Source organism: Gardnerella sp. DNF00571G (genome assembly GCF_049262695.1).
GTDB classification, from domain to species: Bacteria; Actinomycetota; Actinomycetes; order Actinomycetales; family Bifidobacteriaceae; genus Bifidobacterium; species Bifidobacterium piotii.
Genome location: NZ_CP058396.1, coordinates 375,671 through 402,404, shown reverse-complemented (window position 1 = coordinate 402,404; position 26,734 = coordinate 375,671). Strand labels below are relative to the sequence as shown.

32 protein-coding genes are annotated in these 26,734 nt (G+C 38.7%); 7 read left to right on the top strand and 25 right to left on the bottom strand.

Features of this window, described 5'->3' with window-relative positions:
• Positions 1-252: 252 nt before the first annotated feature.
• The gene (locus HXT30_RS01770; RefSeq protein WP_422111701.1) at positions 253-1,398 is read right to left on the bottom strand and encodes a hypothetical protein; all 1,146 of its coding nucleotides are present in this window, start codon (positions 1,396-1,398) and stop codon (positions 253-255) included.
• Between the two features lie 833 nt (positions 1,399-2,231).
• Between HXT30_RS01770 and HXT30_RS01765 the strand changes: the two genes are divergently transcribed.
• Both HXT30_RS01765 and HXT30_RS01760 read left to right on the top strand, forming a co-directional pair.
• On the top strand, positions 2,232-2,435 hold the full coding sequence (locus HXT30_RS01765) for a helix-turn-helix transcriptional regulator (protein WP_004113289.1): 204 nt from the start codon (positions 2,232-2,234) through the stop codon (positions 2,433-2,435).
• A complete protein-coding gene (locus HXT30_RS01760; protein WP_020761445.1) occupies positions 2,432-2,833 on the top strand; it encodes a hypothetical protein in 402 nt (133 codons plus the stop codon). The genes HXT30_RS01765 and HXT30_RS01760 overlap by 4 nt, the downstream gene beginning before the upstream one ends.
• Before the next feature lie 23 nt (positions 2,834-2,856).
• Here the strand turns inward: HXT30_RS01760 and HXT30_RS01755 are convergent, their stop codons facing one another.
• The 3 genes from HXT30_RS01755 to HXT30_RS01745 form a co-directional block, all read right to left on the bottom strand.
• Positions 2,857-3,501 carry a helix-turn-helix domain-containing protein gene (locus HXT30_RS01755; protein ID WP_422111700.1) on the bottom strand — a complete coding sequence of 215 codons (645 nt, stop codon included), beginning with the start codon at positions 3,499-3,501 and terminating at the stop codon, positions 2,857-2,859.
• Between the two features lie 347 nt (positions 3,502-3,848).
• The gene (locus tag HXT30_RS01750) at positions 3,849-5,150 is read right to left on the bottom strand and encodes a YcxB family protein (protein WP_422111699.1); all 1,302 of its coding nucleotides are present in this window, start codon (positions 5,148-5,150) and stop codon (positions 3,849-3,851) included.
• 458 nt (positions 5,151-5,608) lie between these two features.
• Positions 5,609-6,481 (bottom strand): hypothetical protein, encoded by an 873-nt coding sequence (locus tag HXT30_RS01745; RefSeq protein ID WP_422111698.1) that lies wholly within the window; start codon positions 6,479-6,481, stop codon positions 5,609-5,611.
• Between the two features lie 187 nt (positions 6,482-6,668).
• Between HXT30_RS01745 and HXT30_RS01740 the strand changes: the two genes are divergently transcribed.
• The 3 genes from HXT30_RS01740 to HXT30_RS01730 all read left to right on the top strand — a co-directional run bounded on the left by HXT30_RS01740 (position 6,669) and on the right by HXT30_RS01730 (position 8,019).
• Positions 6,669-6,968, top strand: coding sequence for a hypothetical protein (locus HXT30_RS01740; RefSeq protein ID WP_116438319.1), 300 nt, complete (start codon positions 6,669-6,671; stop codon positions 6,966-6,968).
• 407 nt (positions 6,969-7,375) lie between these two features.
• Positions 7,376-7,690: a type II toxin-antitoxin system RelB/DinJ family antitoxin gene (locus HXT30_RS01735; RefSeq protein WP_116438318.1), complete on the top strand. Its 315-nt coding sequence runs from the start codon at positions 7,376-7,378 to the stop codon at positions 7,688-7,690.
• Positions 7,687-8,019, top strand: coding sequence for a type II toxin-antitoxin system RelE/ParE family toxin (locus HXT30_RS01730; protein ID WP_116438317.1), 333 nt, complete (start codon positions 7,687-7,689; stop codon positions 8,017-8,019). Before HXT30_RS01735 ends, HXT30_RS01730 begins: the two co-directional genes overlap by 4 nt.
• Before the next feature lie 153 nt (positions 8,020-8,172).
• Here HXT30_RS01730 and HXT30_RS01725 read toward each other — a convergent pair whose 3' ends face one another.
• From HXT30_RS01725 to HXT30_RS01695, 7 genes are all read right to left on the bottom strand, one after another.
• Positions 8,173-9,132, bottom strand: coding sequence for a hypothetical protein (locus HXT30_RS01725; protein WP_422111697.1), 960 nt, complete (start codon positions 9,130-9,132; stop codon positions 8,173-8,175).
• An 11-nt stretch (positions 9,133-9,143) separates the two neighbouring features.
• On the bottom strand, positions 9,144-9,650 hold the full coding sequence (locus tag HXT30_RS01720; protein ID WP_101888711.1) for a GNAT family N-acetyltransferase: 507 nt from the start codon (positions 9,648-9,650) through the stop codon (positions 9,144-9,146).
• A 400-nt stretch (positions 9,651-10,050) separates the two neighbouring features.
• Complete coding sequence (locus tag HXT30_RS01715) at positions 10,051-10,989, bottom strand: ABC transporter permease (RefSeq protein WP_422111696.1); 939 nt, start codon at positions 10,987-10,989, stop codon at positions 10,051-10,053.
• Positions 10,986-11,765, bottom strand: a complete 780-nt coding sequence (locus HXT30_RS01710; RefSeq protein WP_422111695.1) for an ABC transporter — start codon at positions 11,763-11,765, stop codon at positions 10,986-10,988. Before HXT30_RS01710 ends, HXT30_RS01715 begins: the two co-directional genes overlap by 4 nt.
• 10 nt (positions 11,766-11,775) lie before the next feature.
• Positions 11,776-12,882: an ABC transporter ATP-binding protein gene (locus tag HXT30_RS01705; RefSeq protein ID WP_422111694.1), complete on the bottom strand. Its 1,107-nt coding sequence runs from the start codon at positions 12,880-12,882 to the stop codon at positions 11,776-11,778.
• Between the two features lie 439 nt (positions 12,883-13,321).
• Positions 13,322-13,756 (bottom strand): hypothetical protein, encoded by a 435-nt coding sequence (locus tag HXT30_RS01700; protein ID WP_422111816.1) that lies wholly within the window; start codon positions 13,754-13,756, stop codon positions 13,322-13,324.
• Positions 13,757-14,004: 248 nt separating this feature from the next.
• Positions 14,005-14,145 (bottom strand): hypothetical protein, encoded by a 141-nt coding sequence (locus tag HXT30_RS01695; RefSeq protein ID WP_422111693.1) that lies wholly within the window; start codon positions 14,143-14,145, stop codon positions 14,005-14,007.
• 168 nt (positions 14,146-14,313) lie between these two features.
• Here HXT30_RS01695 and HXT30_RS01690 point away from each other — a divergent pair, with 168 nt between their 5' ends.
• Positions 14,314-14,562: a type II toxin-antitoxin system Phd/YefM family antitoxin gene (locus tag HXT30_RS01690; protein WP_422111692.1), complete on the top strand. Its 249-nt coding sequence runs from the start codon at positions 14,314-14,316 to the stop codon at positions 14,560-14,562.
• Positions 14,563-14,713: 151 nt separating this feature from the next.
• On the opposite strand, the gene HXT30_RS01685 is transcribed toward HXT30_RS01690, so the two are convergent.
• The 5 genes from HXT30_RS01685 to HXT30_RS01665 form a co-directional block, all read right to left on the bottom strand.
• Positions 14,714-15,316 carry a hypothetical protein gene (locus tag HXT30_RS01685; protein WP_410294045.1) on the bottom strand — a complete coding sequence of 201 codons (603 nt, stop codon included), beginning with the start codon at positions 15,314-15,316 and terminating at the stop codon, positions 14,714-14,716.
• A gap of 181 nt (positions 15,317-15,497) precedes the next feature.
• The gene (locus tag HXT30_RS01680; protein ID WP_422111691.1) at positions 15,498-15,983 is read right to left on the bottom strand and encodes an NUDIX hydrolase; all 486 of its coding nucleotides are present in this window, start codon (positions 15,981-15,983) and stop codon (positions 15,498-15,500) included.
• Between the two features lie 402 nt (positions 15,984-16,385).
• On the bottom strand, positions 16,386-16,997 hold the full coding sequence (locus HXT30_RS01675) for a CadD family cadmium resistance transporter (RefSeq protein WP_422111690.1): 612 nt from the start codon (positions 16,995-16,997) through the stop codon (positions 16,386-16,388).
• A gap of 538 nt (positions 16,998-17,535) precedes the next feature.
• Positions 17,536-17,832: a type II toxin-antitoxin system RelB/DinJ family antitoxin gene (locus HXT30_RS01670; protein ID WP_422111689.1), complete on the bottom strand. Its 297-nt coding sequence runs from the start codon at positions 17,830-17,832 to the stop codon at positions 17,536-17,538.
• Between the two features lie 195 nt (positions 17,833-18,027).
• The gene (locus tag HXT30_RS01665) at positions 18,028-18,267 is read right to left on the bottom strand and encodes a restriction endonuclease (protein ID WP_004132045.1); all 240 of its coding nucleotides are present in this window, start codon (positions 18,265-18,267) and stop codon (positions 18,028-18,030) included.
• A gap of 250 nt (positions 18,268-18,517) precedes the next feature.
• On the opposite strand from HXT30_RS01665, the gene HXT30_RS01660 reads away from it, so the two are divergent.
• On the top strand, positions 18,518-18,928 hold the full coding sequence (locus tag HXT30_RS01660; RefSeq protein ID WP_004128465.1) for a hypothetical protein: 411 nt from the start codon (positions 18,518-18,520) through the stop codon (positions 18,926-18,928).
• A gap of 143 nt (positions 18,929-19,071) precedes the next feature.
• Here the strand turns inward: HXT30_RS01660 and HXT30_RS01655 are convergent, their stop codons facing one another.
• The 9 genes from HXT30_RS01655 to HXT30_RS01615 form a co-directional block, all read right to left on the bottom strand.
• Positions 19,072-21,240, bottom strand: coding sequence for a DNA/RNA helicase domain-containing protein (locus HXT30_RS01655; protein ID WP_422111688.1), 2,169 nt, complete (start codon positions 21,238-21,240; stop codon positions 19,072-19,074).
• A gap of 146 nt (positions 21,241-21,386) precedes the next feature.
• Positions 21,387-21,476: an NUDIX domain-containing protein gene (locus tag HXT30_RS01650; RefSeq protein WP_422111687.1), complete on the bottom strand. Its 90-nt coding sequence runs from the start codon at positions 21,474-21,476 to the stop codon at positions 21,387-21,389.
• Between the two features lie 49 nt (positions 21,477-21,525).
• Positions 21,526-22,191 carry an HNH endonuclease gene (locus HXT30_RS01645; RefSeq protein ID WP_422111686.1) on the bottom strand — a complete coding sequence of 222 codons (666 nt, stop codon included), beginning with the start codon at positions 22,189-22,191 and terminating at the stop codon, positions 21,526-21,528.
• A complete protein-coding gene (locus tag HXT30_RS01640) occupies positions 22,178-22,342 on the bottom strand; it encodes a hypothetical protein (protein ID WP_422111685.1) in 165 nt (54 codons plus the stop codon). Before HXT30_RS01640 ends, HXT30_RS01645 begins: the two co-directional genes overlap by 14 nt.
• A 17-nt stretch (positions 22,343-22,359) precedes the next feature.
• Positions 22,360-22,578: a hypothetical protein gene (locus HXT30_RS01635; protein ID WP_422111684.1), complete on the bottom strand. Its 219-nt coding sequence runs from the start codon at positions 22,576-22,578 to the stop codon at positions 22,360-22,362.
• Positions 22,575-23,597 carry a hypothetical protein gene (locus tag HXT30_RS01630; protein ID WP_422111683.1) on the bottom strand — a complete coding sequence of 341 codons (1,023 nt, stop codon included), beginning with the start codon at positions 23,595-23,597 and terminating at the stop codon, positions 22,575-22,577. The genes HXT30_RS01635 and HXT30_RS01630 overlap by 4 nt, the downstream gene beginning before the upstream one ends.
• A 57-nt stretch (positions 23,598-23,654) precedes the next feature.
• Positions 23,655-23,861 carry a helix-turn-helix domain-containing protein gene (locus HXT30_RS01625; protein ID WP_422111682.1) on the bottom strand — a complete coding sequence of 69 codons (207 nt, stop codon included), beginning with the start codon at positions 23,859-23,861 and terminating at the stop codon, positions 23,655-23,657.
• A gap of 269 nt (positions 23,862-24,130) precedes the next feature.
• Entirely contained in the window at positions 24,131-25,030 is a 900-nt protein-coding gene (locus HXT30_RS01620) for a recombinase family protein (RefSeq protein WP_422111681.1), read from the bottom strand.
• A 293-nt stretch (positions 25,031-25,323) separates the two neighbouring features.
• On the bottom strand, positions 25,324-26,730 hold the full coding sequence (locus tag HXT30_RS01615; protein ID WP_422111680.1) for a class I SAM-dependent RNA methyltransferase: 1,407 nt from the start codon (positions 26,728-26,730) through the stop codon (positions 25,324-25,326).
• Positions 26,731-26,734 lie beyond the last annotated feature (4 nt).

The window sequence follows — 26,734 nt, the reverse complement described above, 5'->3', positions numbered from 1 at the left end:
TTGCAATTCTATGATTATTATTTCTAGAATCGCTTTGTTTTCTATTAGTACCATTTAAAACACAACTATGTGCTATAAATTCCTAACTGCTAAAGTTGCAACATTATTAGAACATTTTGATATAGCAAAGGGATGAATGGATTAACCACTCACCCCTTTACTATTTTGTAAACACTAGAACTGTCTTTACGTAATGCCTAACAAATTACAAAAACATAACCATTAAGCTTAAAGACAACTCCAAATTAATGCTTAGTGACGAGCCTTGCGAACAGCAGCACCCATGCCAGCAAGCATGGTGGCAGCCAAAGCAGTCAAAGTTACGCCAACACCAGTACCAGTGTGGGTGTTACCGCGCTTGTCCTTGTCCTTCTTGTTCTCAACCTCAGTCTTAGCACCAGCGGCACCATTTGCACCAGCCTGAGCACCTGGCTTACCTGGCTGAGCAGCACCTGGCTTTGCAGGAGCAGGGGTCACAACGCCTGGAACACCTGGAAGAGTAGTTGGAACCAATGGGTCAGTAATCTGTGGAAGATCAGCTGGAAGCTTCACACCATCGCGAATAGCAGCATTGTAAGCAGCCTTGTAGGCTTCCGAAGCAGCATTGTAAGCAACAGCAGCCTGCTCAGCCTCACGCTTAGCCTTACCAAACTCAAGATTAGCCTTATCGAAAGCCGTCTGAGCAGCAGCCTGCTCAGCATCAGCACGATTCTGAGCATCAACCAAATCGTTGTAAGCAGTTGGATCCTTAAGATTCAAACCATTAGCCTCAGCATCAGAAACAGCCTTCTGAGCAGCCTTGAAGTTAGCCTTAGCCATCTTCAAAGCAGCAGCAGCCTTCTCCAAAGCCTCAAACTTCTCATTGTAAGTCTTAAGCTTAGCAGCATGATCAGCCTCAGCAGCATCCTTCTTGGTCTTAGCCTCAGAAACAACAGCAACGTGATGAGCCTTGGAATGAGCAGCCTCATAAGCAGCCTTATCACGAGCTTCCTTTTCAGCCTTCTCCTGTGCTACCTTTTCCTTAAGCTCATAGTAAGCACGGTTGTACAAATTGTCCAACTTGGTCTGCTCAGTAGTGAGAGCAGTTTTTGCTGCCGTCAAAGCGTCAGCTTGCTCTTTACCCTTACCTGCAGTGCCTTCATTATAATCGGTTCCAAACAGAAGCTTTGCTGCATCAACAGCCTTCTGCTTATCTTCAACAACCTTCTGCTTCTCTGCAACAGTCTTCTTTTGATTCTCAATAGCAGTATCTTTCTCTGCAAGAGCTGCTGTATCTTCAGTGAGAATCTGATCAGGAGTCTTAGCGGCATCAGCAGCGAATGCTGGGGTTGCCATTGCAAAGCCGGCAAGCAAAGTTGCGCCAGCAGCGAAAGCGGCGATAGCCTTCTTATTCATCATTTTAATTTCCTTTCTTCTTCTCCTATGCGTTAGGGGCGCATAGAAAAATTTGCCTTTGCGGTTTACCGCGTAGTACCCGTGAACTAGGGATTCACTGGTAACTGACTTAAAAGATACAACATGCTCTACCGAAAATCAACTAAAACATTCAGCTAACGTTAAGGTTTGTTCTAAATATTTTATTGTGATTTTACTAAACTAATACTATTTGCCGTAAATTTTACACATAAATCGCTATTAAACCGTAAAAATACGCATTTCAAGTTTTTTGAAGAATTTTCCCAGGTTTTTTTAAGGAAAGCTTTTCGGGTGTGTCGCACTATAAAAAACCGTAGTGCGATTGTACTGAATTTTGGTGTTTTTTGATACAAACACACTACAAACTTCCGCGTTTTGTAGCTATAAACGGCGTGTCCAACAACAAAAAGCGGAAGACAACACGTGAACATCGTTCGCGTGTTACAGCGCGCTACGCTTTAAGCGAAAAGGCAGGTCGTCGCGCACGGCTATTAGTAGCCGTGCGGCTGATTTGACTTAAGGCATAAAGTACACTGGACTTTATGCCTTAAGCCAAATCACGCTTTGAAGGATCTTGAAATGCGCTATGCAATTTCAAGCTCAGTCAAAGCGCAAACACACTACAGGTTTATCAATGCCAATCTCTTCATTTACTAACAAACTATACTTTTCACACTCCTTCAGGTTTATCAATACGTCTAATTCACATCCCACAAAAATACCTAAACCAACAATGGAAAGCAAACTTGACATTTACTCTCGAAACAATTATCCTATATGTAAAGCTAGCTTTCCATTAGGAGGGAGAATGTAATGTGAAAAATAGACTTGAACAAATTAGAAAAGAAAAAGGCATAACCCAGGAAGAACTTGCTGACGCACTCGAAGTATCAAGACAAACAGTCGGTTCTTTGGAAAATGGGAGATATAACCCGTCAATCATATTGGCATACAAAATTGCTAAGTACTTTAATTTAACAATCGAAGAAATATTTATTTACGAGGAGGATAAAAAATGAAAAAACAAAAAACCCAGAATTTTTGGTACATAGGTTATGTAATAGGTATTTGCGGATTAATTCTTGCACTGACTCTTAAACTGAATGAATCCGTCGAAATTGTATTGTCAGTTGTTTTTGTTGCGATTATCTCACTTTCACACGTAAAAATCATGCACTATAAGATGATGAAAAAAGACCACACATACAAAATAAATATGAACGATGAAAGAAACGAGAAAATCAAAGATAAAGTAAATGCAACAATGGCATTCATACTAATGCACCTAATGGGAATAATTGCCATAATTGCATTTATCACAAAAGCATATTTACCAGCTGCTCTTTTAGCTATTTCAGTCGCCTTTTCTCCATTAATCATGTTTTTTATCAACAAATATTATGAGAAAAAATATTAAAACCAGACCCACCCACCCATTTACTACTTATTACGAAGCTTACCAACTTTCATAAATTCTTTATCTCCAATACGGAACTTTTTACTATTAAACGCCACTCCCATAATTCTGCTAATAATATACTCATCGGTTACAAGCACGAAATACTGCTTATCTTTTTTATCCACCAAATAATACTGATCAGCCCCAAGAGTGGAAACAGCTTTACTGAAATCATATATGCCAAACAATGGCAATCCTCCAAGGAGAGTAGAAAACCATCCAACAAAATTATCCACCATTTTCTCAGATGAACTGTTATAAGTCTTAACAACAGTTAGCATATTGATTTCTGAGTCAGGATATTCATCTAATACAATCTGCTCTTTAATTTTCGACTTCTTAAAACCGCTCAACCTACCGTCGAAACCATATTTATTGAGATTAATAGGCTTCTTAATAATAGAAAAATCAACGCTATTGTTCTCATCCAAAAGATAATCAACACTCACGCTTAGAGCATACGCAATAAATTTCAGATTCTCTATATCTGGCAAACCCCGATTCGTTTCCCATTTTGCTACAGCAGCACGAGATACCATCAATAATTCCGAAAGCTCCTCCTGCGTCAACCCAGCTTCCAGACGAGCCTTTTTAATTTTTTCCCCCAAAGATATAACACTACTCATAACACAACTCCTTTCAAATCACTTATTACACATCATGAAATTACTTGACGGAAACCAAATTAGTATTGAAACATTTGATTTAGATACCGCCTAATTACAAACTAACAAATAATTTACAGCGGAAAAAGAAACAAGGTGAAACACTGTAGTTACCAGCTGTAACAGTATAAGAATGCAAATAATGTAGGGACCTTTTTTACAATTTTTACACCGATTTGTTCCCTAAAACATAAGCAACTAGAGCACGCAAATATGGATTCCACTATCTGACAATCACTATCTGGCAATCTTCAGATACTCTTCGATTTTGGCATCCAACCACTCTGCCCTACTACCAATCAACCCTACTACCAATATGCCCTACTGCTCTTTGCAATTAGCCCAGTGCTATATTCATAAGTATAGGTGTTCTGCATATAAGCATCACTCGGCGACCAGCTTCCATCTGAAGATTTTGAAGCCTTAAACAGAATATAAAGACCACATTTTCCATCCTGAGAGTCCCTGTTATACTGCAGATAAGTAATGTCCGAACGGCTTTCACTCAGAACAAAATACATATCCCCCTTGGCAGTATAACTCTCCTTGAACGCAAAGCCTTTCGCCGCAAAATACTTATCAAATATCTTAAGCGCTGCATTTCTTTCCCTCTTTGATTCTAGATCACGCTCAGTATCATCATGCAAATCGGAATTTTTCTCTGGCTCTTCAGCCTTCAATCTTGTATCTTTTAATCTTGTATCTTTCCTGTTATTGCGATCTATTCTGCTATACCACTCAGATTCACTTATTTTTGGATCAGTATCACTTGAATCTTTCATTGGTCGAAGATACTTAAGGAAAAATGGGCCTTCAGACTTATAAAGATAATACTCAAAAGGAGCATACATATCATCCACGTGCTCTGTGTATGTACCATTATCATTTTGTTTCACAGAATATCTGCCAACAATAAACAAAACGTCAAAAAATCCAAGACCTAAGATAACCAGCACACAAAGCAGAACATGTAGACAACGAAGTACAATTCTTATACCTGTCTTCCGTACGAGTGAGATAAGATAGAGATTATAGAAGACACATACAAGAGAAATCGTAATCATCCAAACAACTGGCATTGCAGCGCATATAACATACGCCCAAGTCTGCAAAAGCCACTGATTTGGAAGACGTACCGCAGTTATTCCAAAGAATGCAGTTAGAATACCACTTAACACAAAAAAGCAACAAAGAATCAGCGAGATTCTACCCTTCCACCGTTGCTTGCCATAGCTAAGAAAAGATTTGTTACAATCTACATTTTCACTTCTAAAACGACTGTGTAGATTGCGTTGCCAAATAACACAAATAACCCAAATAAGAGAAACTCCAACAAGAAACAGAATTGCAAAACAATAGGTGTTCCATCCAAAAAGCTGTAGCTTATTGGATGCCATAAAAGCAGTTCCAATAATCATTAAGATGGAAAAGATTTCCGCACTCAATTGTAAAACCTTATACTTGTACAATTCCTTATTTGCACTGTTAAGATTTTCACATATTTGCTCATGTGATTCACAACATAGAGGATTTTTCTTATCTGTGGGAGTATGTTCCTGCTTTTCTTTCTCTTTCTCTCTTCCCCCTTGTAGATTATCTTTCTTTCTCAATTATTCTCCTTCAGCGCAAGTTCTATAAGTTTATCTGTATAATCAGCCTTTCTATGATTACTCACCTTTCATCTTGCATTACGCTATTAGATACTGCAGCCGTATTAACGCTTGGCTGTTTCTACGCTTAGTTTCACTGCTGTTCTGTTATATTTTGCGTTATCTTTTATCGTGTATCATATATTTTGGTGCATTTAATCACATAATTATACATATTTTAGTGTTTTTTATCACATAATTCTACACATTGAACAGTTCACAACGCAGTGAGCACATCCATCTGCTTTGCACCCAAGATTATGCACCCAAGATTTTGCACCCAAGATTTACTCTATTCTTATCAGAAACCTCGGTAATACCATTTTCTAATTCATCATTCAAATCACCTGAGTTCACATCACTCAAGGTCTTATAAAACAATCTACCTTAAGAAAATAAACCTCAAAAAACCGTTTCTATCAACTTTTATGATTAGATAGATCCTTGTTACGACCTTCAATACAATTGCAAATTAAATCTACAGCTTTATAAAATTCATCAGATGATAATTCATAAATTTTTCTATTACATGCAAAATGATTTGTCCAAAATTCTTTTGGATACCAATACTCACTTTGTTGATCAACAAATGCACTTAAGTAATTTAAACGAACAAAATCCTTCCAATTATTGTTAAAATTATCCATCCATTTCTTGAATCCCAATACAGACTCATCAATATTCTTATTTGTATTATTTCTGTTAAGCAATTCAAAAAGATATTTGTCATCATATGAATTACACCACTTAAAAATGCAATACATGGTTATATCCCAATAATCAGAATCGGCACATACTCCACTCCTCTCTCTATTAAAATACAAAGGAACTGGAATTAAATTGCCCTCCGAATGTGCTAACTTTGCAAATTCCTCCATCCTTTTTGGCAATTTTGAACCCGCAATGATTTTCTTCGCACAACGAACCTTTCTAATATTCTTAAGCCCTTCAACCAAAATAAAATACCTTCTTATAAAATTACCAAATGAAGTCATTGTATCCCCGTGATACACTATGCCATCTTTTACTATTTCAAATTTGTGTTTACTCTTACCTTTATATTGTTTTTTATACTCACCATTTTTTAAGTAAGAATATTTCTCCAAATATTGATCAATAGCCCACTTCGATACATCTATATCTACCATTTCGTTCCAATTATTTTTATTATCATCATTATGTTTACAATAAGCTGCCCATAAGTAGCTTGAAGACGTTTCAAGTTTTTCTTTATCGAGCCCATTTTCTATATACAATGATATAAATTTTTTTTTACCGTCATATGATTCCATAATGATTGCCCCTACTTAATAATCTTTGTGAATTGTGAATTGTGAATGTTATATCATATACCTTTAATACTTACAACATTTTAGCAACCCTCAATCATTTTCCCATCCACTCGCACCTGCTACATACCTACTTGTTGCCTTTGTTTCTACATTGAAGTATGTTATCAGCAATAGGAGGTACAAATTCATGGATAAAAATGAAAACATTAATTTACCTAAAACGGTCACCATTACTTTAGATCTTGACAAATTATACAATGAACTAAAAGAAAATGGTTGGAAACCTAATAGTACGGCTAAATACTACAAGCATTACATCCTTAAACATATTGACAAAGAAGATACTATTCTTGGGCCTGATGAAAGCGTGAGATATCTAATTGATCTGCTGACCACAATTTCATCCCGTCATTTCTTATCAATGATTGAACCAGGTCCTGGTAAAGAAGCTCTTATAAAACGTGTTATACACGAATATGAAAAATAGGGATATACAAATATTATTTTCTTTCCAATAATGATTTAACGCGTAATAAATCATAGAAAACAATTCAAACTTATTCATAACTATTCCTCACGCGAATCATTATTTAATCCTGTCCTATTATGCCCCCCATTAGTTTTTTCACTATGCTACTTCAATCTTCATATTCAACAAATTGAGTTTTCAAAAATATAGTTAATGAATGCCTTAATCATAATTGACAAATAAGCATATTAACAGCTCAAAAGCACGTTATTTGTTCGTCAATGCGCCTAATTACCGTCCTAAAAAGAACACCTATACCAACAACGGGAATCCATAATCTGAATAGTAGTTAAACTTTTGCTTTCATTTGCTTGCGTATGCTTGCAACTATTTTGTAAAATAAGGTCAGAAAGGATGCGAACACAATGACAAATACGAACGCTGTATATGCAAGAATCGATACAAATCTTAAAGAAAATGCTGAAAGCATATTGAACCAACTTGGAATAACACCATCTTCAGCAATCCAAATGCTTTATAGTCAAATCGTTTTACAAAATGGCATGCCATTTGAACTCCGCCTGCCAACTAATAAGCAGGAAAAGCCGCTTGCTTTAGGTAATTTAACTCGAGCCGAACTGGATGCAGAATTACAAAAAGGCATCGATTCACTTTCGACTGGAAAATCGTATAGTGCCAACGATGTTGATAAGTTATTCGCAAAGGAATACGGAGTATGAGCAAATCATACAGCGTCATTTATTCTCCACAAGCATTCCTTGATCTTACAGAACTATACAAATACATTCGCTTTAATTTACAAGTTCCTAAAACGGCGCAAAAACAAGTCAACCGCATTAAGAATGCTATACGTTCTCTTGAGACTATGCCTATGCGATATACACTTGTTAAGTGGGAGCCGTGGTGTTCTAAAGGAATACGCAGAATTTCAGTCGATAACTACACAGTTTTTTACCAAGTAGACGAAAATAAAACTACAGTTACTATTATTCGTATCTTCTACTCAGGCAGAAATATTGAAAACATTGCTAACGACTCAAACAACTAATGCGCGATTTGCGCAAGAATTGGGGCGAACAAAGTAGCATAATTCCAAACGTTACGAGATGCACCCACCTAATCAGCCCTAGACACCAACACGACACTCTCAACGTACGTAGAACCTTTTGCTCAAAAGAGAAGAAAACAGTCTTACAAAATCTTATGCGGCTACTGCGGTTCTTCTCCATGGATGATGCTTTATAACGATAACAATATCTGTAAGCACAATGCCAGCAACTACGCTCACCCACACTAAACTCGGTGTAAGCAGCCAAGCGAGAACACCGAAGATAAGCAGTCGAAGCAGTACAACAATAACTAAGAAAGGCCAACTTTTTGTTAGGCATTTCTGTTGATCAGCCTTCAATGCGCCCATCAGAACCATAACCGCAGCCGCCGCGCAAGAAAATAGCATATTGCCCAAGAATATGACGAGTAGCGTGCTCCAGCCAACGATACTACCCAGCATCCACCATTGCAGTATCAGTGCAAGCAAAAATGTTGCAACATCGCATACTGCTTCAATCAGAATATTCGCAACAATTAACGAGGAGAATGTTAGAGACGTACCTCTAGGAGTGTCTGTTTTACCTTCGCTCGCATGCTGTAATGCAATCATGTTTCTCGCCTCGGCGCGCTTTACGCGCTCTTCTTCAAGCATTTGAACGCCAAGCTCAACCGATTTCTTTGAAGCTTCCTGCAATTGCACATCCGTCATACCTGGCTGCCAAGGCTTTTCAAAAACAAACAGCAACACACTAGTAATCGCTGCGCCAATAATAATGCTTAGCAGCGTAATATCGGAAACAAGCAATAAAGCAATACCAGAAGTCACCAGCAGCCTGAGCACAAAATCGATGATTCCAATAAGCAAATCACCAGACCCGTCATCTGGTCTACGATGCCTATCCCACTGCAGATACGCTGTGCTTAACAGGGAAAACACCACAACACTCAACGCGAGTATGACCACCGTCTCCCAACCTAGTACGTGGTGGCCTACGAACTGCTGTACAAGCAGCGCAATAATAAGCGTGCAAATACCAGCAACAGTTTCTGTAATCACATAACCCCAAAAAGCATCCTTGAAAAGCACTGGCCTTACATTCGTCTCACTCATCATCTTCTCCTCTATATATTAATCCAATACCTTCTTGTTGTAACGTTTCCTCTTGATAAGCTATTTTTCACTTTGTTTTCTAAAATTCCACCATTATTTTCTATAACTCGTATGGATCCAATATTGTCATCATCACACGTAATCAGAATTTTATGTAGATTCAAAGTCTCTTTACAATATGTAAGTGCCATAGAAAGCATTTTTGTTCCATAGCCCTTCATACATTCAGACTGTCTAATTTCGTACCCTATGTGACCACCATAGTTAATTAAAAAAGAATTTAATTCATGCCTAATATTAATTTCACCAATAAATTTTTCATTATCTATCAGCCAAAACGTAGTAGCTTTAACATAATTTTCAGGCAAATTTATACCATGTTCAATATTATAAGAACTCTCTATAATTGTCTCATAATTTCTAAAACGTCTTTCAGCATTCGGCCTAAAAATTTCATCTTCTTCATTTGCTTCTATATAACCTTGGATATATTTACTATCTGGTCTAATTAATTTCATAAGTTCTCCTTATTCTTAATATGCAATTCTATTAAAATTAGAATCCATAATAGTCTGTTTAGTTTTAATAGTATTACTATTAAAAAAAAACCATACATACAAGCTTTATTAAAGAAAAATTTTTTTATTTTTCTAATAAGTGCAGGCTTTTCGCATCCATAAAATTTTTCTTTTCCATAAAGCACAGCTTCTACTAGAAAAGTAATGTATGATACAGCCAAATATACAAACAAAAAGTGGGTGCACTTTTTAACGATAGAAAATATCGCAAAAGGTTTAAGATTGGCTTAATAACTTGCTGAACAATCTTACGCAATAATCAACATGCCACTAGCATTACACCCACTCCCCACCCGCGAATCTAATCCTTATTTAATTAACTAAATCCCATATTTATCAGCTAAAACCCTATATTTGTTAAAGTACCTTTACGCTGTTGAACCGCCACACCAACATTCCATATAATCACACCAACAATTGCCCATAACACGCCAACAACAAGAATCACAAGTAGCGATACGCCAACATTTACAGAACCATCAACTATACTACGAGATGCTTGAGTAACATGAGTTACCGGAATCACATATAACACGTATTGCATCATCTTAGGAAATACGCTAATCGGAGCAATCACACCACAAACAATAGGAAGTATTGCACTAAGCGCATTAGAAATAGTATAAACATCATTCATCATCATGCTTATAGCAGCTATAGCAATACCAAATCCAGTAGAAGCAACAGGAACAATAAGGAACAACAGCATCAACGCACTCATATTAATCACAAAGAAAGCACTCGGGCTTACTACAAGCATTGTTATAAACAAAGTCACAGCATCACTCACCAAAGAAATAGTAACGAGCGCAATAATACGACCGAACCATAATGGTAATGCAACTTTCGCGCTTGTAAGCACGAATGGTGTCGTTCCTTCAAAACGATCCCATGCTAGTGCCTCTGACACAGTCATACTTGTGGAAATAGAACACGCACCCATCACAGCAGCAAGAGTTGAAGCAATCAAACTATGATTAAAACCCGCGCTAGTCGCATAACTAGCTGCTCCATTGAATCCTCCGCTTACAGCTCCAGCTAGAAAAACGTATAAGAACGTGGATAAAAGAGGCTCAACAATCATACGAATAACAGCAGTATTCCAACTATTTAAGCTAGGTATACTCTGTATACTCACTCTTGCACCAGTTCGTATACTAGATAACACGCTCACGTGACCATACTGTGAATATTGATTATATTGATGCAATCTAGCGCACTTACTATTTTGAATAATTTTATTTCGCATAGTTTCAACCTGATTATTATTTCGTATCATATTATGTTCAAACTTCCATTAAGCGTTGCAAGCCGAATAGCATGACGTAACATAAAACCTGCAATAACAAGCAAAACGCTGGATAATACAATACATAACACAATTGCTAACACAGTAGTAGCATTAAACGATTGCGCATGAGCCACCCACACTGCAGACGTAAGCGGATGAATAAACGCAATAACGCGAGCAGGCAATGGCATTGATTCTACAGGAATCACTATTCCACAAAGCATCCATACCGGAATTAAAATCAAACCTTCATAAACTGTAGCTTTACGGCATAATACAAAAATTCCAGATAATAATGCGGCAGAAGCTACGCAAGCAAACATAGAAAGTAAGTATCCAACTAACTGCGTGAATGTTATCATAAAGAACCCATGGCAGAAAACAGCAACGGTAATAATCGCAAGCGGCATACCAATACACCCAAGTAAAGCTGCGGATCCTACAATAGGAAGAAACACTGCAGAAGGTGAAATAACACTTAAAGTTAAATATTGTAATGTTCCTAAATAACGCTGGTATCCAATAATTCCAACAGCAGTAGTTGTAGCAGACCATAATCCAGCTATAGAAGAATCAACCCAAATATTATTAAGACAATTAGCACAATCATGAGAAAAACCATAGTAGGCAACAATTTTCATCAACGCAAAACATACTGGTGCAAGTATCGCATTTTGCAAGAAAAACGTTGTTTTCGCTAAGCTTTTAAGCTGAAACCATAAGCCACGAATCACAGAAGCGTATGAATGAGTAGAAGTATTCATATTAAGCCTCCTACTTATTTAATGGGAGCAAGGACGGCGAAGAAGACGGCGTAGCAGCAGAAGAAGTAGAAGTATTTGATGCAGAAATATTATCATTTTGCACAATAGCAAGATACGTTTCTTCCAAACTTGCAGCGCGATCACCTAAACGCGTAATCCCATCAACAGAAATCTTGATATTTCGTTCTTGAGATAATGTTTTACTCCACGCGATAGTAATATTTAACACTCCATGCGATTCAAAAACATCACACCACAACACTCCATCAAGTTTTTGCAATTCTTCCTTAACACTAGGAGTCCCACTTGATACTTCACCTTCATACGCATACATTGTTACATGATCGATATGCTGCAAAGAAGCCAACTGCTGAACACTTCCCTGAGCGATAATATTACCGTGATTTATTACAGCAACAGTATCAGCTAATTTTTCAGCCTCACTCATCTCATGCGTAGTTAGCAAAATCGCTATTCCTTGATCTCGTAAAGCATGAATAATTTCACGTACTTTCCTAGCATTTTCAGGATCCAAACCAGTAGTAGGCTCATCTAAAAGCATAAGATCCGTTCTAGCGACCAGAGATCGAGCAATATGCAACCGCTGCCACATTCCCCTTGAAAAAGTTTGAACAGCATCATGAGCTTTATCAAGTAAATCAACTTGCTCAAGAGCATCGTGAATACGCTTTCCCTGCTCCCTATATGGAACAGCAGAAAGATCAGCAAAATAACGAAGATTATCTAATGCACTTAACTTTTGATAAAATCCTCGCTCACCTCCAAGAAGTAACGACACGTGCTTACGTGCTTCTCGAGGATTACTCACAGCATCAATATTGGCAATACGAACACTACCACTATCAGGAGCTAACAACGTGCCAACAATTTTCACGGTAGTTGTTTTACCTGCACCATTAGGGCCAAGCAAGCAAAATATTTCACCAGAATGAATATCAAAAGATACGTTATGTAAAACTTGGCGAGTTGTCTTCTTACGACCGAACCCACGAGAATAAGATCTTGTTACATTATCAATACGCAATATTAAGTTGCTAGCTGACTGCTTATTATTGTTATCGCGACTATTAGTTGCATTTTCTATATTATTATTCATTATTATTACTTCGTTCTTACGTGTTATTAAAGCTTAATTTTTACTGTTATTAAACCTTAATTCTTACTGTTATTGAATAAATTTCAACAATGAAAATCAGTTAGTCAGATAAGAAAAGATAACGCTTGCTTACAAGAACGATAAGAACGCGCAAAAACATGCAAAAAACGTGCAAAAACTAGCGCGCATGTGCAAACATAATGACAAAACATCATGCGCAATGCGTGTTTAATACTGCTAAAGAATATGTATCTTAAGCTGTTTTATGTGCTTTTATATGCCTTTCAAACCGTTCTTAAGACTAGCGATCATTTGGGCAGTCATAGCGCAACACCTCATAAACTTAAATGTGCTTTACGTGGAAAATTATACGAGCATTACGTCAAAAACTCAAATATAAGCAATCACAAAACATTTGTTTAACATTTGCAAAATATTACTATTTCTTCTTATAACCTATAGCAACATTACCTGCTTTATTAAGTCCTGGTACTTTAAGAACATCAGAACTTGACTTATCTTTTAAATCAAATTTTCCAACCAAAAATAAAGCTTTAAGCCCTGGACCAGGTAAATTGAACGATGAGTCAACTAACTTAATACGCTTATCTCCAAGAGTGACTTTAGACAAATCATAATGAGAATCCAGAATATCTCGTGACACAAAGAGATACAATTCATCCTTATTCATATAGTTTTCTGGTATACGAAACTCTTCTTGAGACACCGCTACTGTTTCCCAATGATACGAAGCAAGCTCCGCCTTCTCATCATCATCAGCACATCCCGCAAGAGAAAAGAGAGAACCTATCAGCAGAAGTACAACAAGACAACTTTGAAAAATGGTTTTACCAAAAATAGTTTTACTTCTCATAACACTACTAGCCTCCTTTTCGTTAACACGACTCTGTATCAAATGATCATAAAACAGATTATTAAGCAAACAAGATCTACCATTCGCTCTGATTACTATAATAATCTTAATAAATATATTATTTTTTTTTATTAATTTGTCTAGATTATCGACACTAATCTCTTCGTTCACTAGCAAACTATACTCTTTAATAAACAGCAAGGTTCACGAAACAGAAGAACCAGAAGGATCAATATCGTCATGCACGTTTAATGCTTCCAACAATATTCCATCATAAACGAAGCAATCACCTGCAAATCTTCACCCTCATAATATTCAACAAGCAACTTCTTAAACTCAGTAACCTTATTTTCTGGAATAACCAACAAGTCCTGACCATGAGAAATCAAACAGTGTAGGGAACTTTTTACTATTATTGCGACGATTTGTTCCCCAAAACACAAGCAACTAGAGCACACATAGGCTATCTGTCATTTATAAAATAACTCTCAAAATACTTAGGATTTATTTATCCTAAAATATATGCTATAATTCTTCTAAAAATGGAGGTTCTTGATATGAATGTAAATACAGACACACTTGTTTCTATTTCCGAAGCAAATCAAAACTTTTCTAGAGTTGCGCGAGTTGTTGACACATACGGATCAGCTGTTATTTTGAAAAACAATGCTCCTCGCTACGTAATTTTAGAATTCCCAAAAGCCAAAACTGAAAAAGTTACTGTTCCATCAGACGATGAAGTTATGGCTTTATCCAACATGTTCATCAAAAAGAACAAAAAAGTTTATGAGGAACTTGCTAAATGAAGAACTGATTGATATTATTCTCAAAGTCGCAACACTTGGATTAAAAACCACCAAGCCTAATACTCCAACATTCTGAAGCATTTTTTAGAATATGCCAAACTCTATTTCGTGCGATTGGTCAAAGTAACGGACATAAAACACCACAACAGTATTACTTCACTACAGCTTTTCCATTCAAGCAGTGCACAGCATAGTGAGCACATCCATTTGTTTTGCGCCCAAGATCTGCTTTATGCTTATCACAAACTTCAGCCATACCATTCTCACAAACTACTTCAAGACATGCGCCTTTGGTAATTTCTCCTTCTAAAACACTCGTACCATTTAACGTATCCACCATGCAAGAAACAACAACCTTAACATTATGCGCCACAGCAGAACCATTAAGACACTTTAGAAAAACATCATTCACCTGAGCATTCCTTGCTTCCACCCTGCCGTTATGAACTTCTGCATAAATCTTGTCAGCTTTAATATCTGCTACTAATACTTGATTAGACTCAGCTTCAATCTCACAAAAATCAACATTCTCCGGCAACGTAACAATGACCTCAGGACTGCCTTTAGCAAGCCACTTAAGCCAGTAAAAAGCCGACACTTTTTCTGTTTGAACGAGCTTTATACCGTCTTGATTTTCTTCAACACAAAATATATCTTTTTCACAATTAACATAACTAATACTAAAAGAATCAGCCCTTCTGACCGTTAAGCTAACATCTTTCGTTTTTGCTACAAACTTCCTACTATTCGCCACTTGAACAACTCCCTTGTTAAATATCGGGTTATAGAACAAAAATCAAAAGACCCGACTTGGTCCGCATTGCTAAGAGGCGCGTCGGATACTGTTAATTATTGTAATATACCATTGGCGGTGATTGTCAATTTTAATGGAATAATGTTTATGTAACAATCTCTTGCCATAATAGCGGGATTCATTAATATCGCTCATCTGAAATTATATGCTCTATTCCACTATGCTCCGATTTAAGATATTCTTTCATAAATGTCGGGTAAGCCTTGAACTTATCAAGCTCATCTATAGGTAACCAATGCATTGTCTCTTTAGCACCTGACTCTGTAGTGCTTTGGCTCGTAAAATCTCTTTTGCCAATGGACTTCATCAAGTAGTAGAGTGTAAGCTCATGGAAGTCTACTCCATCTAAGCCGGAGCTGCCGATGAAGAAGTGCTCGTGTATGACGGCAAGGTGATCTACTTCGTAATTAATACCTGTCTCTTCAAATACTTCTCTCTTAACGGCTTCTTCTGATGTCTCGCCCACGTGAACCGCTCCGCCAACTGAGTAGAAATAGTCATCCTCAGCATTTCTTGCAAATAGCACACAACCTTCTTCGACTATGATGGCTGCTGCTCTATATCTAAATGCTTTTTTATCGTTAATAAATCCACAATTATGTTCCATAGTTTACTCCTTTATTTTTTATCTAATGACTGTGACTTATGGTTCAAATGCAAACAAGTTCCCAATCTGAATTGAAAATCCAAGTGATTGATACATTTATATATCACATTGTTCACAAGCAACAGTAATTGAACTTATTGCACTCGACCCCAGAGCGTTGATATCTTCCCTCAAAAAGCCAAACTGTGCTCAAAAACCGCGAGAACCCAGCTTACAGTCGCCACACGCTAAACCTTTTAATAATAGCCCTCGCAAACCCCTGCTACACAAGGGCAAAAGCACCCACCTAATCAGCCTCCTGCATCAGATAGCACAATCAAGCGCCGTGAGGGTGGGAAGTACCACTTATTTTCTCGTTTGAGTTTGAACATAAAAATAGCAGATAAAGGGAAGGAAATGAATTTACACCACTTTTAGGACTTGACCTATGAAATAATTAATCGTTCCATTTTCAATCAATATATAGAGACCGAGTCCAATAAACACGACAGGTACAATTACTTTTTCGTACTTTTCCACAGTCTCTCCGATAGCAGAAATTGAGGCGAGATTTTGAGATAATTTGCATAGAATCAAAATCCCTAAGGCAAATATTACTAAACTTATACCAATCTCAATCAAACTCTTTCCTGTAAAATAGGGGATATAAATTCCTAAATTATCTCCACCCATTGCCACTGTTAAACTTGTAAATGCTAAGATTTTTGATCCATTTCCGGTAATTTTCCCCTCGATATCTTCTTCATCAATATCTTCATCCACAAAAATTGCTCTTATACCAAGAGCTAGCGGAATTAGACCAAGGAGTCCGATAATCCAATCTTGTGGAATAAAATTTAAAAAGTAAGCGGCAATAAGACTAGCCAATACAAGCAGTCCTGTACCTAAATACTGCCCTACATAAATTGATTTCAAACCTTTCTTTCCTTGACTAGCGAATAAAATAGTCAAAACAACTAAGTAGTCAATGGATGTAGAAACAAAAACTAATAAAGCGGATACTATTGTTTCCATTATTTCTCCTTTCAAAATGTTTAATGTTTATAGCCAATCAAAATTGACTGCACACACATTGTGCCTCGGCAGTTGCCAATGGAGACATTTTAAGAAATAACTTCACAATTTTCCCACCTTTCCTTGAAATATTACTTGTGAAATTTACTTAAACTATATGATTTTGTCAAATATGCTGATAGATATCCACGCAAACTGTGAAGATTGAAAATATATAAAATTAGATAGACCAAACATTATTCATCTAAATAAAGCCATTGTTTTCAAAAGTCTTATAGTCTATTATTTTATTTTCTTGACAACAAACAAATTGATTCTAAATGGATTGAGAGAACGGGTAGTATATCTACACTTTTTTGAGTGCACACTATGGATATTGGGTGCACTTTTTAACGATAGGAAATATCGCAAAAGGTTTAATTGCCATTTATAACTTTCTCAATATCTCTTTTCCCATAAAGCACACGAGAAACCACAACTTCATACTTTTCTTCAAAAACAAAATAAAAAATAAGAAAATTATCACACGACACAAACCCTATGCCTTATGCAAAGATTCAAAAACCTTATCCGCAGGCTTCACATCACCAGATAAAACCGACTTATAACCCTTTTCCAACTCATCATTCAACTCACCTTGAGTCATAGAACTCACATCACGCGGCTCTCTATAAACCAATTTCACATCAAAAGGAAGCCCCTGCTGTAAAACAACCTGCTTATAAAACATGGTAATAGCACTCGAAGGAGGAAGACCCAAAGAATTCAATATATGCTCTGCATGCTCTTTTAACTCTGGATCAATACGAGTATACAAGTTAGCTGTTTTCGCCATATAATCACCCCTTGTTTCTTACGATGATTACATGACATTGCATTGGCATTGCAATGTCATTGCATTAACATTAGCATTAGAAAATTACACTTATACGTAATATTAAAAACGCAAAAATTGCATCTAAAATCTCAAAAAAACTCAGTAACAAACTCAAAATCAACAAAATCAAGTCACAAAACTTACACAAAAACACTACTCATCTTGATATTCAAGCAAAGCATCAGTATCAATCGTTTTAATCTCAAACGTTTTTCTTGTTGAAACACAAAAATTATGCTTAATCATAAGATTTGCAAGCTTCACACCATCAACCAAAATAATATGATGATTGTCAGCGTAATCCTTAGCTTTCTGCGAAAACCTAGATGTTGTAACAAAAAGACCATGCCCTTGCTTACCAGCTAGCCGAAAACCACGCTTGATTAACACCATTCTTCTTTTTCGGTGCCTTATAATTCGGCACATATCCAACCTCACCCCATTGGGATATGTTTTCACGATATGATAATCAATGCCGTATTTATCCAGTTCTTTAAGTCCTGTCTGCCAATGACCGCTAGATTTTAATCGGATATGATTATCCCAACTTTCTAAGTAAGATAAATTAACGTAAAATGAGTGAAAAATAGTCTGTCTATGACAGTAGTCATCCACTTGACTATATAAATTTAAGGAGGTTGACATGAAGAAATCTGTGTATCAAGCTATACGATTATTCCTTTTTTCATTATTACTCCCTCTTTTAGGACTTATTATCAATTCTCTTAAATCACTCGATTGGGAAATTGTTTATGACTCACCCTTTTTACTCATTGTTATAGCTCATGCACTTGGTTTAACAAAAATTCTTCTTTACTCGATTGTTGTCAATCAAAAAACACTCGAAAACTTAGGAGTTTGTAAAACCATCGCTATCGCGCTTATCGCCCCTGCTATTGATTTATTGATATTACAAGAGTCTCCTCGGCAATTGGGTAGTAGCTGGACTTGCACGTACATTACATTTTTTATTACTCTTGAATGTATCCCAACTATAATTCCAATCATTGTTAAAGAGTTTTTACGAAGAAGAAACCAAAAGCACAAAGCCTAAAAATGCACCCACCTATTAAGCCCTTGACATCAATACAACAGTCTCGACGTGCCCCGAGACCCCGCCGTGGATGTCAGTCGTGCGTGGAAATAATTCCAACAACCCGGGTGTTTTGAGGAAAGTGGTCGACGAATTTCCACAAATTACACTATGTCCATTCCCATATCAACGAAATATTGATATGTTTCATCGAGCACAGCAGCATCCGGAATCAATATAATCATTTCTTTTCGTGCTCTGGTAAGAAGAACACGGAAGTTGTTCTCCACGATAGAATCCGGGTCCCGGTAATTGCCCTTACGAACGTCTCTATCGTATCTTGAACCTCTAGCCATCCATTGGTCGTTTCTGCGTACATAGCCTCCTCCGAATACAACAATCGGACAATCCAGCTCAAGTCCTTGATTCCCATAGACCGAGCATGCCTTTTCAAGGTACATACATTCACCGTCAAACCAAGGACCGTACCCGCCATTTGATACGACGTTGCGCCCATTATAGCCGATGTTCCATCCGGGCAAAGCTTTATTAATAACACTCTGTTCTGCGAAGTTAGAGATCAGTATACCGTATTTCCATTCCGGATGATCTTTGTTAGTTTCTGTCGTTCGCTCCTGCACCTTAGCAAAATCACGTGTCACACAGATTCTCATGGAGGTTTTTTGCAGCGTGTTGAGTTCGTGCTGTGCCTGCTTGAACGTTGAATTCTTTCTCGCAATGGCCTGCTCGACCCACTTACTACAATCAATGAAGTCAGCCCTTAACGAAACTGGTAGAAATACATCATTATCAGGAATGCATCTCTTACCGAGAACTTTAAGATCTTGAGCCAATTCATCAGCAGCAATTACATACCAGTCATTATGTTTGATTAATGCATCCTTCCATAATAAAATCCCTGCTTCTTCGCCTGTATAAATTACCTGGCCGTTGCCATACAAACCGATTAATACAGAATAATTCCGAGCACTGTATATTCGTTCTCCTACATCAAATAGTCCTTCTGGTTCGCTGAATCCTCTCTTGAGTTTTTCTTTATCCCACGCTCTTTGAGCCTCATCAAAGATTAATACCGACTGTTCTGGAACCTTATTGTTCTGCCTTGTTGACGATGAGAAGTACCCGCTCTTGAAATCTTTCATTCCTTGGATAGCATTCTCACCCATATGCTTGTTTTGACCGACCTGATTTATCTGGTATTGGAGCACTTCAACAAGAGGACCGTTTCCTGAAAGGTATACCGCATTAGCTTGGCCGTTCTGGTTTTCTTCATACACGATACTTTGCCCTACCGCAGTCTTGCCGGCACCAGGGACACCGTTAATGAGAATCAGGATCTTCTTCTGTTTCTGCTTAGCAACCTCGATATATTTAAGAACCTTTGACAGGCATTTTTGATTTACGTCTGAAATATAAGGTATGCGCCCATCACGGTACATGATCTCGATCGCTTCGAGCATATCGGGCATTTCGGTTTTGGATGAAGCAAGCCATTCATTTTCAAAAGCACATAGGGATTCACCGCTTAATTCGTCTTCGATTACTTCGCAAAAGTTCTCGGCTGTAAGAATTCTTATTCCTCGAAGTTCTCCAGGAACCGCATTCTTGTGTGTACATACGAGATAGCTTTTCACCTCAAGTTTTCTATCTCGCGTAACCTTATGATGATTTTCAAGCCACTCTTTATACCGGATAGCCTGCGCTACGTCATCTTTATTATCATCTACCTGTGGTGCATCTTTTTTCTTGAATTCGAGCGAGATGGCCTTGTTGCCTGTCAGTAAAAACACATCCGGTCTTTCATGAGCTGTTCCAGGAAGGCTATATTCATATACCAGCTCAAACTCTTGCATTTGTGGATTAAGCCCTGATAAATTCACCTTAATGAAATTAAAGCAGTTCATCCATACGGATTCTTGGCTTTTGCTGACTGAATTACCAGAGTGGGAAGAATTATCCTCGCCCATTACTTCATTAACGTAATCCTTCAGTAGCTTCTCCCATACTTCGAGCTGTGTTTTATTAGCAGAAACTATGTCCTTGATTTTCACTTTCAGAGCGTAATCCCTTGGAGGCGCCTTTCGGATATATTTTTTCTTTGCTGGCGTCTTTGCCACGGTAGCAGCAACGTCTGTTTCCCCACATAATTTTTTAGCAAGTGCAACCCTCTCTGATGTTGCTTCGCGCCACCAACATTTCTCGCCTGGATTCCACCAAATGCCTATCGCCTTCATGCTGTTTCTTATTTCAGGTGAGGGCTTGCCATCAAAATATATCTTTAACTGATTTCCACTTATTTCATACCTTGGCATTAATACGCCCTCCTTATCGACTGCCTGATTGAAGCGCAGCCTTTCAATCAATAGTTGCCCTCTTTTTATATTCCTACACTACCTTTATATCGGCAGGAAGCCAATTCACTGAATCTATTTGATCCATCGTGAGCCATTTGGCTGCTTCATGCTTCTTGAGGCGTTTCGCCATCTTCGATTTTACCGCCAGGAAACTCCCATCCGTCCTTGAATTCGCTGTATCTACGCCGTGTCACAAAATGGCATTTCCGTTCTGGATTACAGCCGCTACTACATTCACTGTCTTCATTTCGTCGCCTTCTTTAAGAGAAAAGCCCGATCTGCACTGGAATTTAACACGTGCATCTTGCGATGACAATTCGGGCAAAGCGCCACCGTGTTTTCGATAGAATCTTCGCCTCCCTCGGAAAGCCAAACAATATGATGACTTTCCAGATAGGGCTTTCCATCCTTATCATTAAAAGGTGCTGGTTTACCACAAAGCTGGCAAATACCCTGTGCTCTTTCTTTCGAATACTCGACAACATAGGGATCGCGAATGTACGTATTCGAAACTACCGATCGATGAGCTGCTTGCTTTGTCGAATGTTCCCTTGCTTTTTTCTCTAACTCTTTCGGACCAAGAGCTTCCGCTTTCTTTTCCTGCGTTTTCGAATAGGAATCAAATGCGGATTTCGTTACCGTGGTATGGCCTGAAGTGCTTAATGGGAACATCCAGACCTTACGCATATTGCAAGAATCATCTTTCTGGTTTTCCTGGTAGGGTCTACCGCAGAGATGAACAACTCCCTGGTATATGTATTTCGAACGCTCCAGCACTTCAAACAGATGAACTTCCACACCATTTGTGTCTATTCTGCCATGTCTTATTCTGATTTCCGGTGATGATCTGATCTCCATTTTTACCCATTCCTGTGTAATGGAGCTCATCGCCATACTATTTATCATCATACAGTCCTTTTGTATGGTCTGAGATGATTACCAAAGTTCCGGTCGTATTGGAACGGCGCATACCGCCCATGTTCCCTACTTTGAAAACCTTTGTAATTTGATCGTTTGTGACTATCGTCCCGACCTTAAAAGGAGGTGTAAATTTAGCCATAATACAATTTTCTCCTCTTAGTCATTTTTATTTTTAGGGCCAATCTTGCCACTAGTAACCAATGCAACTGCAACTGCTGCTACGGTTCCAGCAGCAGCTCCTAGCCCTTTAAGAGCACCTTTTACTTTCTCAGCCTGCTTATTACGGCATGCTTCACAATATCTGTGCCTATACCCGGGCGGCAGTACCTTTTGACAATTTTTATTTGCACAAACTCTAACTTTTTCTTCTCTCATATCGTTTCCTTCGCCGGAGTTTTGTTTTCTAATAGTTCGTTATCTGATGGACTCGGAAGCTCTTTTACTTTTTGACTAATATCTGGAAGTGTCTTTGTCCAGTAATTTTCCGGAGACGGATCGATCATATCCAACCGTTCTACAAGACCTGGAACGGAAGTATATGTATCTTCTATAAATCTAGCGTAATAAGTAAGACTCTTTCTTGCTGCTTCCTGCTCTCCCAGCTCTTGATACGCCATCGCTTCAGCAAATGACACCATATTGACAGCACAGAGACTTTCTCGAATTTCACTCATTCTGCTGTTGATCTTATCTGTCGACGTACCTGATAAAACTTTCTGAATAAAGTTTTCCTTCTGGCTCATAATAAACTCTACATTTGTTTTTTGACTCAGCATCAAAAGGTTCCTGCTATCTTCTGCAGCAGCGGCCAGTTGCATTAATGCCATAGCCTTTAGCTCAGGATTCTTAATTTCCATCGCTTGAAGAAGTTTCTGTTGACAGCTATAAGCGGTAGCTAGTCGATCATATTCCTGACCCATACGCACTTCTTCAACGGCAAGCTGAACAATTTGTATCTGTTCTGCAATTTGTGCTAATTGCATCTGTGTAGAGAAATTCATTACAGCTTGAATCAATTCTGGCGCCATTTTTACTGACTTTAGAGGAATTGTTGTGACAATTTTCTTTGTTTCAGGATTAACCAGATTTGCCATAAGCGATCCGTCTTTTTTAGTCATCAGTTTTAGGGCACCATCTGCTACCTGTTTCTTTTGCTCGTCAGTCAATACTGCCTGTAACGTTTCATCTGGAACCGCTGCTTTTACAGCATTGATAAATGCCGGAGCAGAATACAATGCTTTCTCGATTTTTGAAAAAGCTATCTGTGCCTTATTTAACAATGGCAGAGCAACTTTCGGTATATGCTCAAAGCATTGAGTAAGCTCATCTGTATATTCAGAAGAATCTATGATTTCCGCATCATCTTGAGGAACAACAACTGTATCATTTCCCATTTAAATCACCCTTTCATGATATTCCTATGATGAAATATGTATTTTCGCGAATCAGCCTTATCTTTTCTTATAGGTCAGTTCGATGTCGTATCCGAGCTTCTCCATCATCTGGACAAAGGTCCGATTGACAATCTTGTCCGGCGTCTTTATAAGTCTGCTGACATACGATGCAGAAGTTCCTACCTTATCTGCGATCTCTGCCTGCGTGGTCTGTTCTTCCAAGCACTTCACTTTTACATCTATCTCTATATTATTCTTAAGCATACTGCTAACCTCATCAGTTCAATTGAATTTCACATACAGTTAAATTTATTATACTTATCCCGGCAAGCTTTACATTCCTATTTGGTAATAAGCATAAAAATAGCAGCCGGATCATCTCCGACTGCCTTAGTACTTTACTGCCTTATGCATCTACTGTTATCTCCAAGCCCGATTTGAACTTGACTACGAGGGCTTCATCGTACACGGTGATCTTCTCGATCAACCGTCTCACCAGTGTATCTAAATATTCAGTGATAACCTCGGTCTGCTTATCCATCTTCTCCAACTTCCAAATTACTCCGAGCCGCCATCTCAAGCTCAACGGCTTCAAACTTCTCTTTAGAAATAATGCCTGCATGATGATCTGTATTCAAATACTGACAATCCGCATTTCCCGGAACAGCAATCGCCACATCGCCTGTATATTTACGCCTAGTCAAAGTGCTCTCAACAGCCCGTTTACTCCAAACGTCTTTCCCCTTGGGAGACTTAACACCTTTACTTTTTAACCTTTTAATAATACCGCCGATACTTAATCCTTTTAAATACCAGTCAAAAATATCTCTTACCACTTGCGCTTGGTCTTCATCAATAATAAGCATTCCATGTTTATCTTTTTTATAACCATAACAAGCCCTGCTATAAAGACCTGATGTGCCATCTTCTGCCCTACGCCTTAACCCCCAAACAATATTCTCACTACGCCAATCATTCTCTGCTTGACTACAAGCCTGAACCACACTGATTAAAAGTTCATCATCGACAGTTTCCGTATCAATCTTATCTGTCTCAAAAATAATTCTCGTGCCACATGATCGAATCTTTCTAATAGCCTCTAATCCTTCTTTCGTATCACGACCAAAACGACTCACACTTTTAGTAAGAATAATATCAAGATTACCTTTCTCGCATTCTTCAATCATTCGATTAAACTCGTTTCTTGAAGATCCAACCTTAGCTGAAGCAACATCAAGAAAAATATCAGCAACAAACCAACTCATGTGAGAAGCAGCAAGACGAGTAAGACCAGACACCTGAACAGCAAGACTATCCAACTGCTCTTTACGATTTGTGCTCACACGAGCATAAACCCCAACCGCATAATCCTTAATTACACGCTGAGGATGGATGACTATCACATCTTTATTTAGCTCATCTATCTTATCCATAGCCATCTCTCCTTATTTTTAGACTAACGAAACTTAGATTTCTTCTCCATGATAATTAGCCTAAACCTTATTTTCCCACTCCACAAGCTGGGTGCAGGGTGGGTGCAAAGTGGGTGCACTTTTTAACGTTATCCATCCTGTGCACTCGACCCCAGAGCGTTGATATCTTCCCTCAAACAGCCAAACTGCGCTCAAAAACCGCAAGGAATCAGCTTGAAGCCGCTTCGCATTAAACCTTTTAACGATAGCCCTCGCTAAGCCCTGCTACACAAGGGCAAATTTGCACCCACCTATTAAGCCTTTGACATCAATACGACACTCTCGACGTGATGAGTGTTGGGATATATGTCGAACGCGCGCAAAGACTGAACGCTGTAGCCAAGCTCCTTAAACGTACCAACATCGCGAGCAAGACTAGTCGGATCGCAAGCAACATACACAACAGCTCTTGCTCCAGACTGCGCAATCTGCTTACAAACTTGAGCTTTAGCACCAGCGCGAGGAGGATCCAACACAACAACATCTGGATGCGCAAATCGGCGCACAATCTTAGATGACTTACTCGCCTTAAACACCTGCGATTCAAGCGTTTGTGCAACATCACCTTGCAAAGCTTCAACAACATCCCTGCTAAGCCCTGCGCGCCCAATGTTTCGCCTTGCGTTCTTTACAGCAATCGGCGCACCCTCAATGCTAAGCACGCGAGCTGGCTCTGCAGCGCCAGCGAAACCTGCAGCACCAGCAGCATCTCCGCCAACATTAGCCAAAGTCGCAAGCGGAATCGTAAACAAACCCGAACCAGAATACAAATCCCACAAAACCGTATTCTTAGTGCGACCACCAAGCGCAGAACGGACTAATCCCAAAACGTAGTTCACTAAATGCTCTGGAGCTGCGCGATGAATCTGCCAAAAACCGCGCGCATCAACATCGTAGTAAAAAGTGCGCATACGCGATGAATCGCAAGCAGCCGCAACACGCACGCGCTCGCGCAACAATGCCGAACCTGCAACCAACTCATCATTTACTATAAGCGCATAATTTTCGCCAATCGCACTAAGAAGCGCAGCCTTGTCATTAAAATCCAAACCATCAACCCTAGGCTCTGGAACAGCAAGGCGAATTTGCGCATTTGGCGAGAAAGAACGATTCCACAAGTCCAAAGAATCCGCAACTGCTAAAACCGCGCGCGACGCAAGTGGCATAGTATCAATCGCAATGCGGTCATGCGACTCGCGCTTACGCATAGACAATCGCCCTTCATCATCTGCAACCAACTCCATGCGCGTACGCCAATTAAATCCGTTAAGCTCCTCGTCCCCTGGAATGCGCTCAACACTAACATCGCTTTCCGCAACATCTATATGCGCTAAACGTTGGAATTGATTGGCAATTACGGAGGCCTTCCAACGAATCTGACCAGGCAAAGAAACGTGAATTAAATCCGCGCCGCCAACTCCGCCGCCCTGAGCCAAAGGACCAGCGAGCTTCCATTGCGGCTCCACACGATCCGCACTAGGCTCCAAAACTTCTACAACTTCTCCAGTAAAAAAGTGCGCTTTTGCACGCATCGGCTCATCCATGCGCACAACAACCAGCTCACCAGGGAGCGCAAATCGCACGAATACAACGCGTCCTTCGAGATGACCTACGCATCTACCTTGATCCGCATATCTCTCGATTCGCATCGTTACTTGCATGTAC

What these genes read in the sequence shown, in the direction of transcription:
- HXT30_RS01675 (WP_422111690.1), bottom strand. Translation starts at nt 16,997, where the DNA reads ATGGAAACAATAGTATCCGCTTTATTAGTTTTTGTTTCTACATCCATT.
- HXT30_RS01700 (WP_422111816.1), bottom strand. Translation starts at nt 13,756, where the DNA reads ATGAGAAGTAAAACTATTTTTGGTAAAACCATTTTTCAAAGTTGTCTT.
- HXT30_RS01670 (WP_422111689.1), bottom strand. Translation starts at nt 17,832, where the DNA reads ATGGCGAAAACAGCTAACTTGTATACTCGTATTGATCCAGAGTTAAAA.
- HXT30_RS01745 (WP_422111698.1), bottom strand. Translation starts at nt 6,481, where the DNA reads ATGGAATCATATGACGGTAAAAAAAAATTTATATCATTGTATATAGAA.
- HXT30_RS01630 (WP_422111683.1), bottom strand. Translation starts at nt 23,597, where the DNA reads ATGGGAAATGATACAGTTGTTGTTCCTCAAGATGATGCGGAAATCATA.
- HXT30_RS01715 (WP_422111696.1), bottom strand. Translation starts at nt 10,989, where the DNA reads ATGATACGAAATAATAATCAGGTTGAAACTATGCGAAATAAAATTATT.
- HXT30_RS01710 (WP_422111695.1), bottom strand. Translation starts at nt 11,765, where the DNA reads ATGAATACTTCTACTCATTCATACGCTTCTGTGATTCGTGGCTTATGG.
- HXT30_RS01660 (WP_004128465.1), top strand. Translation starts at nt 18,518, where the DNA reads ATGAAGAAATCTGTGTATCAAGCTATACGATTATTCCTTTTTTCATTA.
- HXT30_RS01655 (WP_422111688.1), bottom strand. Translation starts at nt 21,240, where the DNA reads ATGCCAAGGTATGAAATAAGTGGAAATCAGTTAAAGATATATTTTGAT.
- HXT30_RS01720 (WP_101888711.1), bottom strand. Translation starts at nt 9,650, where the DNA reads ATGAAATTAATTAGACCAGATAGTAAATATATCCAAGGTTATATAGAA.
- HXT30_RS01615 (WP_422111680.1), bottom strand. Translation starts at nt 26,730, where the DNA reads ATGCAAGTAACGATGCGAATCGAGAGATATGCGGATCAAGGTAGATGC.
- HXT30_RS01680 (WP_422111691.1), bottom strand. Translation starts at nt 15,983, where the DNA reads ATGGAACATAATTGTGGATTTATTAACGATAAAAAAGCATTTAGATAT.
- HXT30_RS01640 (WP_422111685.1), bottom strand. Translation starts at nt 22,342, where the DNA reads ATGGCTAAATTTACACCTCCTTTTAAGGTCGGGACGATAGTCACAAAC.
- HXT30_RS01755 (WP_422111700.1), bottom strand. Translation starts at nt 3,501, where the DNA reads ATGAGTAGTGTTATATCTTTGGGGGAAAAAATTAAAAAGGCTCGTCTG.
- HXT30_RS01625 (WP_422111682.1), bottom strand. Translation starts at nt 23,861, where the DNA reads ATGCTTAAGAATAATATAGAGATAGATGTAAAAGTGAAGTGCTTGGAA.
- HXT30_RS01705 (WP_422111694.1), bottom strand. Translation starts at nt 12,882, where the DNA reads ATGAATAATAATATAGAAAATGCAACTAATAGTCGCGATAACAATAAT.
- HXT30_RS01760 (WP_020761445.1), top strand. Translation starts at nt 2,432, where the DNA reads ATGAAAAAACAAAAAACCCAGAATTTTTGGTACATAGGTTATGTAATA.
- HXT30_RS01740 (WP_116438319.1), top strand. Translation starts at nt 6,669, where the DNA reads ATGGATAAAAATGAAAACATTAATTTACCTAAAACGGTCACCATTACT.
- HXT30_RS01725 (WP_422111697.1), bottom strand. Translation starts at nt 9,132, where the DNA reads ATGAGTGAGACGAATGTAAGGCCAGTGCTTTTCAAGGATGCTTTTTGG.
- HXT30_RS01645 (WP_422111686.1), bottom strand. Translation starts at nt 22,191, where the DNA reads ATGATGATAAATAGTATGGCGATGAGCTCCATTACACAGGAATGGGTA.
- HXT30_RS01620 (WP_422111681.1), bottom strand. Translation starts at nt 25,030, where the DNA reads ATGGATAAGATAGATGAGCTAAATAAAGATGTGATAGTCATCCATCCT.
- HXT30_RS01665 (WP_004132045.1), bottom strand. Translation starts at nt 18,267, where the DNA reads ATGGTGTTAATCAAGCGTGGTTTTCGGCTAGCTGGTAAGCAAGGGCAT.
- HXT30_RS01635 (WP_422111684.1), bottom strand. Translation starts at nt 22,578, where the DNA reads ATGAGAGAAGAAAAAGTTAGAGTTTGTGCAAATAAAAATTGTCAAAAG.
- HXT30_RS01690 (WP_422111692.1), top strand. Translation starts at nt 14,314, where the DNA reads ATGAATGTAAATACAGACACACTTGTTTCTATTTCCGAAGCAAATCAA.
- HXT30_RS01735 (WP_116438318.1), top strand. Translation starts at nt 7,376, where the DNA reads ATGACAAATACGAACGCTGTATATGCAAGAATCGATACAAATCTTAAA.
- HXT30_RS01730 (WP_116438317.1), top strand. Translation starts at nt 7,687, where the DNA reads ATGAGCAAATCATACAGCGTCATTTATTCTCCACAAGCATTCCTTGAT.
- HXT30_RS01770 (WP_422111701.1), bottom strand. Translation starts at nt 1,398, where the DNA reads ATGATGAATAAGAAGGCTATCGCCGCTTTCGCTGCTGGCGCAACTTTG.